A 15940-nucleotide genomic window follows, 5' to 3' on the forward strand; every position below is an offset into this window, starting at 1 on the left:
AATAAAAGCCCCCATGACCCGCATTGGCTCCCGTACTACCGGTCGTCCCACCCTGGCTGAAGTGGCCAGGCTTTCCGGGGTTTCCCCGATCACCGCCTCGCGCGCCCTGCGCGGCATCAGCACGGTTGCCCCGGAACTGGTGCAGAAGGTCAAGGATGCTGCCGCAGCGCTGGGCTATGTCGCCAACCCGGCAGCCCGCGCGCTGGCGTCGGCACAGAGCCAGTCGGTGGTGGTGCTGATTCCGTCGCTGTCCAACCAGCTGTTCATCGAAACCCTCGAAGCCATCCACGACGTGATGCGCCCGCGCGGCCTTGAAGTGCTGATCGGCAACTTCCACTACGACGTGGCCGAAGAGGAGAACCTGATTCGCAACTACCTGGCCTACCAGCCGTGCGGCATGCTGCTCACCGGTTTTGACCGCACCGAGGCGTCGCAGCAGATGCTGGCCGCCAGTGGTGTGCCCTGCGTGCACATGATGGAGCTGGGTGGGCCGGACACGGCCACTTCGGTCGGGTTTTCCCAGCAGCAGGCCGGGCGCGCGGCTGCCCGGCACCTGATCGAACGCGGGCGGCGGCGTCTGGGCTTCATTGCCGCGCAGCTCGATCCGCGGGTGATGCAACGCGCCGACGGGTTCCGCCAGGCGCTCGACGATGCAGGGCTGTATGACCCGGCGCTGGAAATGCTCGCACCGCAGCCGTCATCCATCGGCCTGGGCGGCGAGCTGTTCAGCCAGTTGCTCGAGCGTCACCCGGAGGTGGACGGGCTGTTCTTCTGCAACGACGACCTGGCCCAGGGCGCGATTCTGCAGGCCTTGCGCCAGGGCATCGAGGTGCCGGGGCAGGTGGCGATGGTGGGCTTCAACGACCTGCCGGCATCGGCTCACCTGGTACCGCGCCTGACCTCCATTCGCACCCCGCGCGCTGCCGTGGGGCGGCAGGCTGCGCAGGCGCTGCTGGCGTTGCTCGACGGCAAGGGCGGGCAGCCGCGCACCCAGGACCTGGGCTTCGAACTGATGGTGCGCGAAAGCAGTTGACGTGGGGTGATAAACGGTGATGGCAGTTGGCTTGCAGGGTACAGAAGTGCATCTATGCTGAGCAAAAACCGCCAATGGAGTGGTAACCAATGTTTAACGCCCATCGCAAGTCTGACCTGGCTGAAATCGAGCGTTGCACCCAAGCGTTACACCACTCCAATGCCAAGCTTGCGGCCATAGGTCGCTCGATGGCCATGATCGAGTTCAGCCCCGACGGGGTGATTCTCGAAGCCAACGAGCGTTTCTGCTCCACCCTGGGCTATGCCGCCGAGGAGATCATCGGCAAGCACCACCGCATTTTCTGCGAGCCCGACTACGTCAAGAGCGATGCGTACCGCACCCTGTGGCGCGACCTGGCGCGGGGCGAGGCCCACAGCGGTACCTTTCTGCGGCGCGACAAGGCCGGGCACGATGTATGGCTGGAGGCCAGCTACATGCCGGTGTTTGGCGCCAACCAGCAGGTCACCAGCGTGATCAAGGTCGCCTCCGACATCACCCGGCGGGTGGTCGAGGAGCATGAGAGCGACAGCCTGATCAATGCCATCAGCCGTTCCATGGCGATGGTCGAGTTCACCCCCGAAGGCAATGTGATCCGTGCCAACGAGAACTTCCTCAAGACCATGCATTACCGGGCCGAGGAGGTCATTGGCCAGCACCACAGCCTGTTCTGCCACCGCAGCGAAAGCGAGTCGAGCGCCTACAAGGCATTCTGGGCCTCGCTCAATCGCGGCGAGTACCATTCCCATCGTTTCGAGCGCAAGAACAAACTCGGGCAGATGGTGTACCTGGAAGCTTCCTACAACCCGATCTTCGATACCCGTGGCCGCCTGTACAAGGTGGTCAAGTTTGCCAGCGACATCACCCACCAGGTGTGTACCCAGCAGACGGCAGCCGAAGCGGCCCACGCCACCTCGGTGCAGAACGATGCCTGTGCGCGCAAGGGCTCGGAGGTGGTGCAGCATACGGTGCAGGTGATCGAGGAGATCTCCCGCGAGCTCAATGCCGCAGCCCGCAGCATCGATGCGGTGAGCAAGCAGTCGGAACTGATCGGGCAGATCGTGCAGACCATCCGCAGCATTGCCGACCAGACCAACCTGCTGGCCCTGAACGCCGCCATCGAGGCGGCGCGGGCAGGTGAGCACGGCCGCGGCTTTGCCGTGGTGGCCGACGAGGTGCGCAGCCTGGCGGCACGCACCAGCAAGGCGACCCTGGAGATCGTCGATGTGGTGCGCCAGAATCACGACCTTTCACTCAATGCGGTGGCCAGCATGCAGTCGAGCCTCAGCCGCACCGGGCTGGGGGTGGAACTGGCCAATGAGGCGGGGGAAGTGATCCTGGAAATCCAGCAGGGTTCGCAGCACGTGGTGGACGCCATCAGCCAGATCAACTCGACCCTGCAGCTGCACTGAGCCTCATCTCAACCGGCGGCGATGGATCGCTGCAGGTGTTCATGCAGATCCTTCAGGCTCTGTTCCAGCGCCGCCAGCAACGCCTCGATGGCCTTGTCCGGGGCCTTGCCGGTACAGGCCTGCTCCAGCGCATCGCAGTGCCCCACCAGGCCATGGGCCTTGAGCATCTTGGCGCCGCCCTTGATGCGGTGCGACAGGCTGCGCAGTTGCTGTCGACTCGCGCCTGAGCCCAGGGCACGCAACGCCTCGAGGTCTTCGGCGCTGCTGCGCTCCAGCTCCGTCAGCAGACGCTTGATCAGCCGTGGGTCACCCAGGGTCAGGTGCTTGAGGTTGTCGATGTTGAAACCGCTGTTGTCCTCGGCGCGGGGCTCGGGTGGCGCCTGCGGCTCGGGGGTATCCACCCCCGACAGGTGACGGCTCAAGGCGCCCAGGCCGATCGGCTTGAACAGGCAGTCATCCATGCCCGACGCCAGGCAGCGCTCGCGTTCGTCGGCCTGGGCGTTGGCGGTCAGGCCCAGGATCAGGCAGGGCGGGCGATTCGCCTGGGCTTCCTGGGCGCGAATCTCGCGCGCCAGCTGGTGGCCGTCCATGCCGGGCATGTTGCAGTCGGTGATCACGGCGTCGAAGCGCCCGGCCTGCCAGGCCTGCAGGCCGCCCGCGCCGTCGCTGGCCTGGGTCACCCGATGGCCCAGCACGCTCAGCTGCTTTTCCAGCAGCATGAGGTTGGCGGGGTAGTCGTCGACCACCAGGATGTTCAGCCGCTGGCTGGCCTGGGCCGTTGGCTCCTGGGCCGGTTCCTCGGGTTGACTGGCGGTGCTGGCCAGCATCAGCGGCAGGCTGACCGTGACCTGGGTGCCATGGCCCGGGGTGCTGTGCAGCTCCAGGCTGCCCTGCATCAGTTCGCACAGGGTCCGGCTGATCACCAGGCCCAGGCCGGTGCCCTGGCGAGCCGGCTGGCTGCCGGCCTGGATGAAGGGGTGGAACAGGCGCTGCTGGTCCGGCTGGCTGATGCCGATGCCGCTGTCCTCGACGGCCAGGTGCATGTGCACCTGCTTGCCGCACGGCGTGGGCTGGCACTGCAGGCGCACGCTGACGCCACCGCGCTCGGTGAACTTGATGGCATTGCCCAGCAGGTTGGACAGGATCTGGCGAAAACGCAGCGGGTCGATCTCCACCAGGGCGGCGGGGGGCTGCAGGTCCTGGGTCAGGCTGATGTCCTTGAGACGGGCGCTGCTTTCGAACACCTGCACGGTGCTGCGTACCAGCGCACCCAGGTCGGTGGGTTGTGGCGCCAGGCTCATGTGTCCGGATTCGATGCGGGCGATGTCCAGCACGTCGCCGATCAGCTCCAGCAGGCTGCTGGCCGAATCGAATGCCACCTGCAGGGAGTGCTCGTCGGTGCGGCCCTGGGCGGCATCCTTCAGGGCAAGCTCGAGCAGGCCGATCACCGCATTCATGGGGGTGCGGATCTCGTGGCTCATGGTGGTCAGGAAGGTGCTCTTGGCGTGGTTGGCGCTGTCGGCCTGTTCTTTGGCCACATGCAGCTCTTCGAGCAGGTGTTCGCTGATGCGCAGCTGCAGTTGCAGGGCCTGCTCGGCCTCGGCGCGTTGCTGCATCAGCTTGCGCAGGTAACGGTTCCACAACGCTATGGCAAGCACCAGCGCCACCGCGATGCCCAGAATCTGCAGCACCAGCGAGCGGTAGTTGCGCCAGGGCGTGTCGCTGATCAGGGCGTTGATGCGCCAGCGATTGACCAGCTGGGTCATCTGCTCGGGCGGGATGCTGAGCAGGGATTTTTCCAATATCGCATGCAGTGGCGAAGAACGTTCGGTGGCGAAGGCGGCGAGGGCCGGGGTGTCGTCCAGCAGGGTGGCGATGCGCAGGCGGTCCTTGAACATGCGGCTGATGAAGTAGGCGGCGTTGATCTGCGAACTGAGCGCCGCGTCCGCGCGGCCCTGGGCCACGTACTCCATCAGTGCCAGCGGGTCGTCGACTTCGATCAGGCTGATGGCGGGATAGCGCTGGCGCAGTTCGGCGCTCACCGGTGTACCGCGAATGATCGCCAGGCGCTTGCCGTCGAGCTGGTCGGGGTGGCGGATCGATGTATCGCGCACGCTGGTCACCAGCACCCGCGGGTTGGCCAGGTAGGGCCGGGTGAAGGCCAGGGTTCTGGCGCGCTGCTCACCATAGTTGAGCGCGCCGACGACCTCGGCTTCGCCCTGTTCGACCATGCTGATCATGGTGGGCACCGAGTCGGTCTCGATGATCTGGAACTTCAGCCCGCTGCGCAGGCTGATCTGCGCCAGCACGTCGGCGGTGATGCCGCGAAAGTGCTGGTTTTCGTCGAAGAAGCTCAGGGGCGCGAAGTACTTGTTGATGACCACGCGCACGCTGGGATGCTGCGCGATCCAGTGTCGCTCTTCGTCGGTCAGCGCGATGTCCGCCCGGTTGAGCAGGATGCTGCTCACGCCGCTGGTCCAGCGGCGCATCACGTTCAACCGGTCGCTGTCGGTGATGCTGCCCAATGCCTTGTTCACCAGGTCCAGCAACGCGGTGTTCTCGCGCACCAGGGCAAAGCCGAAGGAAGAGCGCTGGGGTTTGACGTAGTGGGAGATCTGCAGGCTTTCGCGGTAGTTCTTGCCGATCAGGTAGTCGGAACTGATCGCGTCGCCGATGAATGCATCGGCCTGGCCCAGGGCCACCGCCGACAGGGCCGACATGGTCGAGGCGTACAGTTGCAGGTTCGCCCGGGGGTAGAGCTGGCGGACCAGCGACGGTGGCAGGTAGTGTTCGACCATCGACAGCGTCAGCCCGTCGAGCGGGTCGTCTGGGTCATGGGTCACGCCGACGGGGGTCGCGATGATCGGCTGGTCGTCGGCGTAGGGCTGGCTCATCACCAGTGCGCTGTCGGCGGCTTCGTAGCCGTTGGCGCTGCCCAGCAGGTCGATCTGGCCACTGTGCAGGGCGGCGATGGCCTGGATACGGTTCGAGAACTGCAGCACCTGCACCGGGATCTTCAACTGCTCGCCGATCAGGCCGGCGAAGTCGGCGCTGACCCCTTCATAGTCGTGCTGGCTCACATTGATGTCGAAGGGCGGGTAGTCCGGCGCCGAGGTGCCCAGGCGCAGCACCTGCTTGTGCTTGAGCCACCGACGTTCGGCGAGGGTCAGCGGGGGTGGCGCACTGCTGCTGACCGAGCGCCCGAGCAGTTGGCGGGCAACCCCCGGCTCCTGTGCCATGGCGCTTATCGCCAGCCACTGCACCAGGCAGGCGAGCAGCAGGGCAGGCAGGCAACGCTTGGTCATGGGCGGCTCAGGTCAGTGCGTTGCGGTTGGCCACATCGATCAACTCAACCAGCGATACCACCCCGAGCTTTTCCATGATGCGGGTCTTGTAGGTGCTGATGGTCTTGGCGCTGAGGATCATCGCCGTAGCGATTTCGCCATTGCTGGCGCCCTTGGCCAACTGGCGCAGCACCTCGAACTCACGGTTGGACAGCTTGTCCAGGCGCTGGAGTTCCGAGCTTGACCGGTCATTGAAGCGTGACGCATCGGGCAGGTAGGAGTAGCCGTTGAGCACGGCCTTGAGGGCGGCGCTCAGGATATCGAGGTCTTCGTCCTTGCGCACGAATGCCGAGGCACCGGACTCGATGCAACGGCGGGCGAACAGCCGGGGTGGGCGGCCGGTCAGTACCAGGATGCGTGGCGGGTTGGTCAACTGGCTGAGCCGCTCCAGCACGCTCAGGCCATCCAGGCGTGGCAGCCCCAGATCGAGGATCACCACGTCAGGCTGCAGCTTGCGCGCCAGTTCGACAGCACTGGCGCCGTCTCGGGCTTCACCGACGATGTTGTAGCCATCGCGCTCCAGCAGGGTGCGGATGGCGAAGAGGATGGTGGTGTGGTCATCAACGATCAAGACTTTGGGCATCGCGCAACTCCTTGTCAGAGAGGTGATCCAGGCCCCGAACCGTTCGGGGCGACGCCTGCCCAGGCTCTGGCAAGGCGGCCAAGATACGTGGAAACGCTCAGCAGGAGTACGTCCAGTATAGAAGTGAGGAAGAAATCAGTTCGATTAGAGGATTTTTCTTACAAGGCGCTCGAAAGTTCTGTAGCCGATTTCCTATCGTCTGGGCCGGTTATCGCTAGCAGAGGCGGTTGAATTGGCAGGCGCGCCCATGGGAACGCGCCGGGCATGGGGCCGGGAGGGACGCCGTCAATGGCCGTCAAGGTCGGTACAGGTGCGCATGCCCGGCGCGGTAGAGCGCCGACTCGCTGAAGGTATCGCTGCCCAATACCCGGCCCACCAGGATCAGTGCGGTGCGTCGAAAGCCCTTGGCCTGCACCCGTTGCACGATGTCGTCCAGGCTGCCCAGCACCCAGTCCTGATCTGGCCAGGTGGCGCGGTGCACCACGGCGATCGGGCAGTCCCTGCCGTAATGCGGGCGCAGTTCCTCGACGATTCTGGCCAGGTGCTTGACCCCCAGGTGAATGGCCAGGGTTGCCTGGTGGCTGGCCAGGCTCCCCAGCGATTCGCCCGGCGGCATCGGCGAGGTGTCGCCGTAGCGCGTCAGGATCACACTCTGGGCGATGTCCGGCAGGGTCAGCTCGCATTCGAGCAGGGCGGCACTGGCAGCCACGGCGGTCACGCCGGGGATGATCTGGAATGGGATACCCAGTTCACGCAGGTGGCGGATCTGTTCGCCGATCGCACCGTACAGCCCAGGGTCGCCGCTGTGTACGCGGGCCACATCCTGGCCGTTGGCGTGGGCCGTGCGCATCAGCTCGATGATCTGCCCCAGGTGCAGTTCGGCGCTGTTGATCACGGTTTCGGCGCGGTGGCCTTCGAGCACGGCGGCGGGCACCAGCGAGCCGGCATAGATGATCACCGGGCAGCTGTGGATCAGGCGCTGGCCCTTGACGGTGATCAGCTCGGGGTCGCCCGGGCCGGCACCGATGAAATAGACGGTCATGATGAATCCTTGGAAAGATTGCGCGGCATTATCCGTCAAACGGCGGGGCCCAGGCCAATGCCAGGGTGGCGGCGCCTTGCACGGTGCGTGGCAGGCGCAGTGCGGCATTGGCGCCGCCGCGTTGCTCGGCCAGGGCCAGCGCGGCGCTTTCGGCCACCCCATGGCAGCCGCTGAGGGCGAACGCCGTGGGCGAACGGTGGCTCAGGCGGCTTTCGAAGGGGGCCAGTTGCGCGGCCGAAAAGAACACCAGCGGCAACCCCAGTTGCCTGGCCAGTTCATGCAGGCCGGGTTCGCCGGCCTTGAGGTCGATGCTGGCCAGCCCGGCGAGGGCAGAGGCGGGCAGGTGATGGGCGAACAGGGTCTGCTGGAGCAGGGCGGCCAGTTCGCGGGCCAGGCAGCCGCGACGACAGCCCAGCCCGGCATACAACTGCATCAGGCTGGCTGGCGACGGTACAGCCAGGCACTGAGCAGGCCCAGGGCCAGCCAGAACGCGGCATTGGTCAACAGCGACGCCACCTTGAACTGCGCCTCCAGTGCTTGCGGCGCCAGGCTCTCGTGCACCTCCGGCTGCGGCGCACCGATCACGTGCGGAACAACCAGCAATGCCACACCCAGCGCCTTGAGCAGCCAGTTGTGCGCAAACACGATCAGGGCCAGGCCGGCAGCGGTGGCAGCCGCGGCGCCCACCCACCACAGTTGACGCTGCGCCAGGTCGGCGGCGGCAGTGCCCGGCAGCTCTGGCGGCAGCCCGAGGGTGGGCGCCAGGCAGAATACCGCGAACCCGGCAAGCCCCCAGGCTGCGCCGGTGGCGGTACGGCCCGGCGCACGCAGGGTGTACAGCGCAGCCAGGATCAGGGCAAAGCCGACCGCCACCACCAGGTTGCCACCGGTGGTCGACAGCACGCGCTGCCAGCCGTCTTCAGGCGACCAGGCCTCGGCATCGTGGTGGTGGCCTTCACCCGCGGCGTCGGCATGCTCATGGGTTTGGGCGGCCGGTGCCGGGTTCTCGTAGGTTTCGGCCTGCAGAATCAGCGGTGCGACCCAGAAGCTTTGCAGCAGGGTCAGCAGCAGGGCGGCGAGCAGGCCGGTAAAGCCTGCGGTGCGGGCAATGCGCTTGATCATCGGGGCAGGTCTCAGTGGCAAGGGAACGCGGCGCTGTGGCGGGTATCGTGGGCAGCGTTGTGCACCGCCTCGATGTGCGAGAAGCCGGCGAAGTAGACCAGGCAAAGGCCCAGCAGCGAGGCACCGATGGCGACGGCCAGGCGCTGGCTGAGGGTAGTGGGGGTGACGAGGGGCTGGCTGGCGGTACTGATGGGCATGGCGCGTTCCTTTTGCTGTTGTCGTGTCGTCGGGGCTATCGGCAACAGGCAAGCGCGGCCAACCCCTGCGCGAGGCTCGCCCAGGGGTTCAACAGCGCCCGCCCACCGCGGGTTTGTCATGACTGTATCGGGCCGGTCTCCGGGCTTGCGAGGGCTGGCAGCATGCTCAGCCTGAGGGCGTCACCTTCCCATGCCGCACAGCTGGCACAGTGGTAAAGACGCTTTCCTCGCTTACCGTTGCGGGGGCAGCACCGGATTTGTCGCTGCTTCTTTGCAGAAGCGGCTGACGCACCGGTTTCCCGTTTCACCTTGTAAAAAGGCACCCGAACGAATGCGGCTAGCAAATCATGCGCGCCGGCATCCGTCAATACAGCGGTTGACCTGCCCCGGACCACTGCGTAGCCTAGCCGCTTCGAGGTTCTGCGGCCCTGGCTGCAGCTAAGACGGGAATACGGTTCAAGCCGTGGCTGCCCCCGCAACTGTAAGCGTTGAACGGCATCGGCCGTGCCACTGCCCCGGGCGGGAAGGCGTCGATGCAGCCGGCAGGCGTGCCGGCACAGCGCGAGCCAGGAGACCTGCCTCGAACAGTTTCCGACTTTCAACCGGGCGGGGTGATCCGGTGGCGAATGCGCTCAGGCAGCAAGGCTCCTGCGGCTCTCGTCCTGCATGCCCGCCATCCTGCCAAGGGCACCCCCATGAAAACACTGGCCAAACTCCCCGTCACCATCGTTACCGGCTTCCTCGGCTCGGGCAAGACCACCCTGCTGCGGCACATGCTCGACAACGCCCAGGGCCGCCGCATCGCGGTGATCGTCAACGAGTTCGGCGAGCTGGGCATCGATGGCGAGATCCTCAAGCAGTGCAGCATCGGCTGCACCGAGGAAGAAGCCAGCGGGCGCGTCTACGAGCTGGCCAACGGCTGCCTGTGCTGCACCGTTCAGGAAGAGTTCTTCCCGGTGATGCGCGAGCTGGTGGCGCGCCGTGGCGACCTGGACCATATCCTCATCGAAACCAGCGGCCTGGCGCTGCCCAAGCCGCTGGTGCAAGCTTTCCAGTGGCCGGAAATCCGCAACGCCTGCACGGTCGATGCGGTGATCACCGTGGTCGACAGCCCGGCCGTGGCCGCCGGCACCTTCGCTGCCTACCCCGACCAGGTGGACGCCCAGCGCAAGCTCGACCCGAACCTGGACCACGAGTCCCCACTGCACGAACTGTTTGCCGACCAACTGGCCAGCGCCGACCTGGTGGTGCTGAACAAGGCTGACCTGATCGCTGCCGACGACCTGGCCAGGGTGCGCGCCGAGGTGGCCGAGGAACTGCCGCCTGCGGTCAAGGTGGTGGAGGCCAGCAGCGGCCGCCTGCCGTTGGACGTATTGCTGGGCCTGGGCGCCGAATCCGAGCAGCACATCGACGCGCGCCGTACCCACCACGATTCGCACCATGACGGCGATGACGACCACGACGATCACGACCATGATGCCTTCGACTCCATCTCCATCGAGTTGCCCCAGGCCGACGAAAGCCTGCTGCTCGATGCCCTGACCCAACTGGTGGTGCAGCACGGCATCCTGCGCGTGAAGGGCTTCGCGGCCATTCCGGGCAAGCCGATGCGTCTGCTGGTGCAGGGCGTGGGTACGCGCTTCGACAAGCACTTCGACCGCGCCTGGCGCAGCGACGAGCCACGTACCACGCGCCTGGTGCTGATCGGCCAGGACCTTGACGCCGTGCAACTCGAAGCCAGCCTGCGCGCCGCACTGGGCGCCTGACCCATGCACCTGCTGCGGACCCAGCCCGGCGGCTTTGTGCCGGACGACAGCATCGCCGACCTCGGCCAGACCCCCGCCGACCTGGTGATTCTCTGCAGCGGTGATTCGCACCTGGCACTGCTGGCCGAAACCGCCCAGCAGTTGCCGGACGACTACCCCAGCCTGCGCCTGGCCAACCCGATGCAGGTGCAGAACCATGCTTCGGTCGACCTGTATGTGGACGAAGTGCTGCGCCATGCCAAGGTCATCCTGGTGTCGCTGCACGGCGGCATCGGTTACTGGCGCTATGGCGTGGAGCAACTGGTGGCGCTGGCGGGGCGGGGCGTGCAACTGATCCTGGTGCCGGGCGACGACCGCCCGGACCCTGAGCTGACCAGCCTGAGCACGGTGCCCGCTGCCCAGGCCGAACGGTTGTGGCACTACCTGCGCCAGGGCGGCAAGGCCAATGCGCTGAACCTGTTCCAGTGCCTGGCCAGCCAATGGCTGGGCCGCGACTACCGCTGGGACGAGCCGCAGCAGTTGCCGCGCACCAGTGTCTATCACCCGCAACACCCCCAGGCGAGCGTGGACAGCTGGCGTGCCCTGTGGCAGCCCGGCCAGCCCGTGACGCCGATCATCTTCTACCGCTCGCACCTGCAGGCCGCCAACACGGGGTTCATCGATGCGTTTTGCGAGCGTCTGCAAGGCGCGGGGCTCAACCCGCTGCCGATTGCCGTGGCCAGCCTCAAGGAGGCAGCCTGCCTGGACCAGGTCGAGCAATGGCTGGACCAGGTCGACGCGGCCCTGATCATCAATACCACAGGCTTTGCCCAGTCCAGCCCGCAGCAGCCGCATTTGCGCCCGTTCCGGCGCGACATCCCGGTGCTGCAGGCCATCTGCGCACAGGACAACCAGCCGGCCTGGGAGGCCAGCGAACAGGGCCTGGGGGCCCGCGACCTGGCCATGCACATTGCCCTGCCGGAACTGGACGGGCGCATCATCAGCCGGCCGATCAGCTTCAAGGACCTGGCCTGGCGCAGCGAACGCAGCCAGTCGGACGTGGTGTGCTACAAGCCGCACCTGGAACGCATGGATTTTGTTGCGGAACTGGCCCGGCGCTGGTGCGAGCTGGCGCGCCTGGACAACCCGCAAAAACGCGTGGCGCTGATTCTGGCCAACTACCCGACCCGCGACGGGCGCATCGGCAACGGTGTGGGGCTGGACACCCCGGCGGCGGCGCTCAACATACTGCGCGCCATGCAGGCCCAGGGCTACCCGGTGGGGCCTTTGCCAGACAGTGGCACGGCGCTGATCCAGGCCCTGCTCGGCGGGGTCAGCAACGACCTCGACACGCTCGACCAGCGCCCTTGTGCCCAGAGCATGGCGCTGGACGATTACCGCGCCGCCTTCGCCCTGTTGCCCCAGGCCAACCAGCAGGCGGTGCGCGAGCGCTGGGGCGAGCCGGAGCAGGACCCGATGTTTCGCAGCGGGCGCATGATGGTCGCCGGCCTGCGCCTTGGCCTGACCTTCGTCGGTATCCAGCCGGCGCGCGGTTATCAGGTCGACCCCAGTGCGGTGTACCACGACCCCGACCTGGTGCCGCCGCATGGCTACCTGGCGTTCTACTTCTGGCTGCGCCACGCCTATGCCGCCGATGCGCTGATCCACGTGGGCAAGCACGGCAACCTGGAGTGGCTGCCGGGCAAGGGCGTCGGCCTGTCGGCCGGGTGCTGGCCGGACGCGTTGCTGGGGCCGCTGCCGAACATCTACCCGTTCATCGTCAACGACCCGGGCGAGGGCGCCCAGGCCAAGCGCCGCACCCAGGCGGTGATCATCGACCACCTGATGCCGCCGTTGACCCGCGCCGAAACCTACGGGCCGTTGCGCGACCTGGAACTGCTGGCCGACGAGTACTACGAGGCGCAACTGCTGGACCCGCGCCGGGCCCGTGAACTGCAGCGCGACATCCTCAACCTGGTGCGCGACAACCACATCGACCGCGAGCTGCAGCTGGAAGGCGCGCTGGACGATGCGGCGGTGTGGCTGCCGCGCCTGGACACCTACCTGTGCGACCTCAAGGAGTCGCAGATTCGCGACGGCCTGCATGTGTTCGGCCAATCGCCGGACGGTCGCCTGCGGATCGACACGCTGCTGGCCCTGCTGCGGGTGGAACGTGGTGATGGGCGCGGCCCCAATGCCAGCCTGCTGCGCGCCCTGGCCCGCGGCCTGGGGCTGGGCTTCGACCCGCTGGACTGCGACCTGGGCCTTGCCTGGGAAGGACCACGGCCGCCCAGCCTGGCACAGGTGAGCAGCGAGGCCTGGCGGACCAACGGCGACACCCGCGAGCGGCTTGAACTGTATGCCGCCCGCCTGATCGAGCAGACCCTCGACGGGGCGCCGGCCAGCCACCAGCACAGCGCCGACGTCGAGGCCGTGCTGCAGGCGCTGCGGGCCCAGGTGGCGCCGCAGCTGGATGCCTGCGGCCCGGCCGAAATGCAGGGCCTGCTGGCGGCGCTGGACGGGCGTTTCGTGCCGGCGGGGCCGAGCGGGGCGCCCAGCCGCGGGCGCCTGGACGTGCTGCCCACCGGCCGCAACTTCTACACCGTGGATGTGCGCAACCTGCCCACCGCCACGGCATGGCGCATCGGTTTCGCCTCGGCCAACCTGATTCTGGAACGCCACCTGCAGGACCACGGCGACCACCTGCGCCAGCTCGGCCTGTCGGTATGGGGCACGGCCACCATGCGCACCGGCGGCGACGACATCGCCCAGGCCATGGCCCTGCTCGGCGTACGCCCGGTATGGGCCAGCGGCAGCCAGCGGGTGGACGACTTCGAGATCCTGCCGGTGAGCCTGCTGGATCGCCCACGGGTAGACGTGACCCTGCGCGTTTCGGGGTTCTTCCGCGATGCGTTCGGCAACCTGATCAAGCTGTTCGACGCGGCGGTGCAGGCCGTGGCGGCACTGGATGAGCCGGATGACCTCAACCCCCTGGCGGCCAAGGTGCGCAGCGAGCGTGCCGAACTGCTGGCCGCTGGCCTGAGCCCCGAGCAGGCCGAGCGCCAGGCGGGCTGGCGGGTGTTCGGCTCCAAGCCCGGTGCCTACGGCGCCGGGGTGCAGAACGCCATTGACGGCCGTCTGTGGCACAGCCGTGAAGACCTTGCCGAGGTCTACCTCAACCATGGCGCGTATGCCTATGGCGCCTCGGACGACGGCACCGCCGCGCGCGAACCCTTTGCCCGGCGCCTGAGCCAGGTGCAGGCGGTGCTGCAGAACCAGGACAACCATGAGCACGACCTGCTCGATTCCAATGACTACTACCAGTTCCAGGGCGGCATGCTCGCGGCGGCAGAAAGCCTGGCCGGCGCCGGCGTTGCCAGTTACCACGGCGATCACAGCCAGCCGGATCGCCCGCGCATTCGCACCCTCAAGGAAGAACTGAACCGGGTGATCCGTGCGCGCGCGCTCAACCCCAAGTGGATCGACGGGGTCAAGCGCCATGGCTACAAGGGCGCGTTCGAGATGGCTGCGACGGTCGACAACCTGTTCGCCTTCGATGCCACCACGCACCTGATCGACGATCATCATTACCAGTCGCTGGCCGAGGCCTATGTGCTCGATGCCGCGACCCGCGAGTTTATCCGCCAGCACAACCCCGAGGCCCTGCGCGACATCACCGAACGTTTGCTGGAGGCCCAGCAGCGCGGGCTGTGGCAGGCTCCGGGCGAGTATCGACAGGCCCTGGAAGAGCAACTGCTGGACGCAGAGGAATAAGCCAGACATGAGCGAACCCGTACATTTTCCGCTGGCCGCCGTGGTCGGCGCCCACGACCTGAAGCTGGCGCTGTGCCTGACGGCCATCGACCCCAGGATCGGCGGCGTGCTGATCGAAGGCCCGCGCGGCATGGCCAAGAGCACCCTGGCCCGGGGCCTGGCCGACCTGCTGGGCGAGGGGCCCTTCGTGACCTTGCCGCTGGGCGCCACCGAGGAGCGCCTGGTCGGCACCCTGGACCTGGATGCTGCGCTGGGGCAGGGCCGCGCCCAGTTCTCGCCGGGTGTGCTGGCCAAGGCTGATGGCGGCGTGCTGTACGTCGACGAGGTCAACCTGCTGCCCGATCACCTGGTCGACCTGCTGCTGGATGTGGCTGCCAGCGGCACCAACCGGGTAGAGCGCGATGGCATTTCCCATCGGCACAGTGCGCGCTTCGTGCTGATCGGCACCATGAACCCGGAGGAGGGCGAACTGCGTCCGCAGTTGCTCGACCGTTTCGGCCTGAATGTGGCCCTGCAGGGCCAGCCGCTGCCCGAGGCGCGAGGCCAGATCATCCGCCGCCGGCTGGACTTCGACAGCGACCCGCAGGCGTTCTGCGCGCAGTGGGCCGATGCCCAGGCCGAGCTGCGCCAGCGCTGCCAGCAGGCACGCGAGCGCCTGGAACAGATTGCCCTGGATGACCAGGCCCTGACGCAGATCACCCAGCGCTGCTTCGAGGCCGGGGTCGACGGCCTGCGCGCCGACCTGGTCTGGTTGCGTGCCGCCCGTGCCCATGCGGCCTGGCGCAGTGCACCGGGCATCGAGGCCGAGGATATCGAGGCGGTGGCAGAGTTTGCCTTGCGCCATCGGCGCCATGACCGGCCCGCCGAGCAACCGCCTCGCCCCGACGCTCAGCCCCAAGGGCAATCGAGCCCGTCGAGCGAGCCCCAGGGCAGTGGCCAGTGGGGTGAGCTGCCAGGCCAGCCGGTGGCTGTGGGCGCTCGGCGCGAGGTACCGCGCTGGCCAAAAAAGCCTTGAGCATCCGCCCGCGCTCGCACCCGGCGGCGGATGCCAGGCCCCGTGCAGGCAAGCTCGACCGGGGCCCGCGCGGGCGTGCCCGGGCAGTCGGGCAGGGCAGCGTGGCCTGGCCTGCCACCCTGCTCAAGGGCCGCCCGCGCCAGCGCGACGAGCTGTGCTGGGCGCAGCGCACCGCCGCGCCGACGCAGCTCTGGCTGGTGATTGTGGATGCGTCGGCGTCTACCCGGCGTTACCAGGCACTGAGCAAGGCCAAGGGTTTGCTGGCCGAACTGTTCGACCAGGCGTACCGGGCCCGCGCCAGGCTCGCCCTGCTCACGGCCAGCGGCCGCGAACCGCGCTGGCAGCGCCACGGCCTGAAGGCCTCTGCCGCGCTGCAGCCCTGGCTGGCGGAGCTCGGCGCCGGCGGAGGCACGCCACTGCTCGAGGCACTGCAGCAGGCCCGGCAATGGCTGACCCAACGCCAGCGGCGCTACCCCAATGAGGTGCAGCACTGCCTGATCCTAACCGATGGCCGGCTCAAGGCCTGGCCGGCGCTGGAGGCACTGCCGTGCAGCAGCCTGCTGGTGGACATGGAAAGCGCACCGGTTCGCCTGGGCCGCGCCAGGCAAATGGCGCTGGAACTGGGTGCGCAATACCAACACCTGGAACAGTTCAACTTGCGTTGAAACAAGTACTT

At 67.3% G+C, this 15940-nt stretch carries 12 protein-coding genes and 2 riboswitches; of the genes, 6 read left to right on the forward strand and 6 right to left on the reverse strand.

Going from position 1 to position 15940, the window contains the following annotated elements; genetic code table 11:
- The first annotated feature begins 13 nt into the window (after nucleotides 1-13).
- The gene (locus NJH59_RS18500; RefSeq protein ID WP_054914573.1) at nucleotides 14-1033 is read left to right on the forward strand and encodes a LacI family DNA-binding transcriptional regulator; all 1020 of its coding nucleotides are present in this window, start codon (nucleotides 14-16) and stop codon (nucleotides 1031-1033) included.
- An 89-nt stretch (nucleotides 1034-1122) separates the two neighbouring features.
- Nucleotides 1123-2442, forward strand: a complete 1320-nt coding sequence (locus tag NJH59_RS18505; protein ID WP_058540141.1) for a PAS domain-containing methyl-accepting chemotaxis protein — start codon at nucleotides 1123-1125, stop codon at nucleotides 2440-2442.
- A gap of 8 nt (nucleotides 2443-2450) precedes the next feature.
- On the opposite strand, the gene NJH59_RS18510 is transcribed toward NJH59_RS18505, so the two are convergent.
- The 6 genes from NJH59_RS18510 to NJH59_RS18535 form a co-directional block, all read right to left on the reverse strand.
- Nucleotides 2451-5747, reverse strand: coding sequence for a transporter substrate-binding domain-containing protein (locus NJH59_RS18510; RefSeq protein WP_253087154.1), 3297 nt, complete (start codon nucleotides 5745-5747; stop codon nucleotides 2451-2453).
- A gap of 7 nt (nucleotides 5748-5754) precedes the next feature.
- Nucleotides 5755-6369 (reverse strand): response regulator transcription factor, encoded by a 615-nt coding sequence (locus NJH59_RS18515; RefSeq protein WP_043861449.1) that lies wholly within the window; start codon nucleotides 6367-6369, stop codon nucleotides 5755-5757.
- A gap of 295 nt (nucleotides 6370-6664) precedes the next feature.
- Complete coding sequence (gene cobM / locus NJH59_RS18520; protein WP_253087155.1) at nucleotides 6665-7411, reverse strand: precorrin-4 C(11)-methyltransferase; 747 nt, start codon at nucleotides 7409-7411, stop codon at nucleotides 6665-6667.
- A gap of 28 nt (nucleotides 7412-7439) precedes the next feature.
- On the reverse strand, nucleotides 7440-7844 hold the full coding sequence (locus NJH59_RS18525) for a cobalamin biosynthesis protein (protein WP_253087156.1): 405 nt from the start codon (nucleotides 7842-7844) through the stop codon (nucleotides 7440-7442).
- The gene (locus NJH59_RS18530) at nucleotides 7844-8533 is read right to left on the reverse strand and encodes a CbtA family protein (protein ID WP_054914568.1); all 690 of its coding nucleotides are present in this window, start codon (nucleotides 8531-8533) and stop codon (nucleotides 7844-7846) included. The genes NJH59_RS18525 and NJH59_RS18530 overlap by 1 nt, the downstream gene beginning before the upstream one ends.
- Before the next feature lie 11 nt (nucleotides 8534-8544).
- The gene (locus NJH59_RS18535) at nucleotides 8545-8730 is read right to left on the reverse strand and encodes a CbtB domain-containing protein (protein WP_043861453.1); all 186 of its coding nucleotides are present in this window, start codon (nucleotides 8728-8730) and stop codon (nucleotides 8545-8547) included.
- Between the two features lie 112 nt (nucleotides 8731-8842).
- Nucleotides 8843-9072: riboswitch (cobalamin riboswitch) on the reverse strand.
- Between the two features lie 56 nt (nucleotides 9073-9128).
- A riboswitch (cobalamin riboswitch) is annotated at nucleotides 9129-9328 on the forward strand.
- 97 nt (nucleotides 9329-9425) lie between these two features.
- On the opposite strand from NJH59_RS18535, the gene cobW reads away from it, so the two are divergent.
- Genes cobW through NJH59_RS18555 form a run of 4 tightly spaced genes read left to right on the forward strand, consistent with a single transcriptional unit; the run spans nucleotide 9426 to nucleotide 15929 of the window.
- Complete coding sequence (gene cobW / locus NJH59_RS18540; protein ID WP_043861454.1) at nucleotides 9426-10496, forward strand: cobalamin biosynthesis protein CobW; 1071 nt, start codon at nucleotides 9426-9428, stop codon at nucleotides 10494-10496.
- A gap of 3 nt (nucleotides 10497-10499) precedes the next feature.
- Nucleotides 10500-14249 carry a cobaltochelatase subunit CobN gene (cobN, locus tag NJH59_RS18545; protein WP_253087157.1) on the forward strand — a complete coding sequence of 1250 codons (3750 nt, stop codon included), beginning with the start codon at nucleotides 10500-10502 and terminating at the stop codon, nucleotides 14247-14249.
- A gap of 7 nt (nucleotides 14250-14256) precedes the next feature.
- Nucleotides 14257-15264 (forward strand): ATP-binding protein, encoded by a 1008-nt coding sequence (locus NJH59_RS18550; protein WP_054914566.1) that lies wholly within the window; start codon nucleotides 14257-14259, stop codon nucleotides 15262-15264.
- Entirely contained in the window at nucleotides 15261-15929 is a 669-nt protein-coding gene (locus NJH59_RS18555; RefSeq protein WP_253087158.1) for a VWA domain-containing protein, read from the forward strand. Before NJH59_RS18550 ends, NJH59_RS18555 begins: the two co-directional genes overlap by 4 nt.
- Nucleotides 15930-15940 lie beyond the last annotated feature (11 nt).

It is taken from the genome of Pseudomonas sp. VE 267-6A, from assembly GCF_024126555.1.
GTDB classification, from domain to species: Bacteria; Pseudomonadota; Gammaproteobacteria; order Pseudomonadales; family Pseudomonadaceae; genus Aquipseudomonas; species Aquipseudomonas palmensis.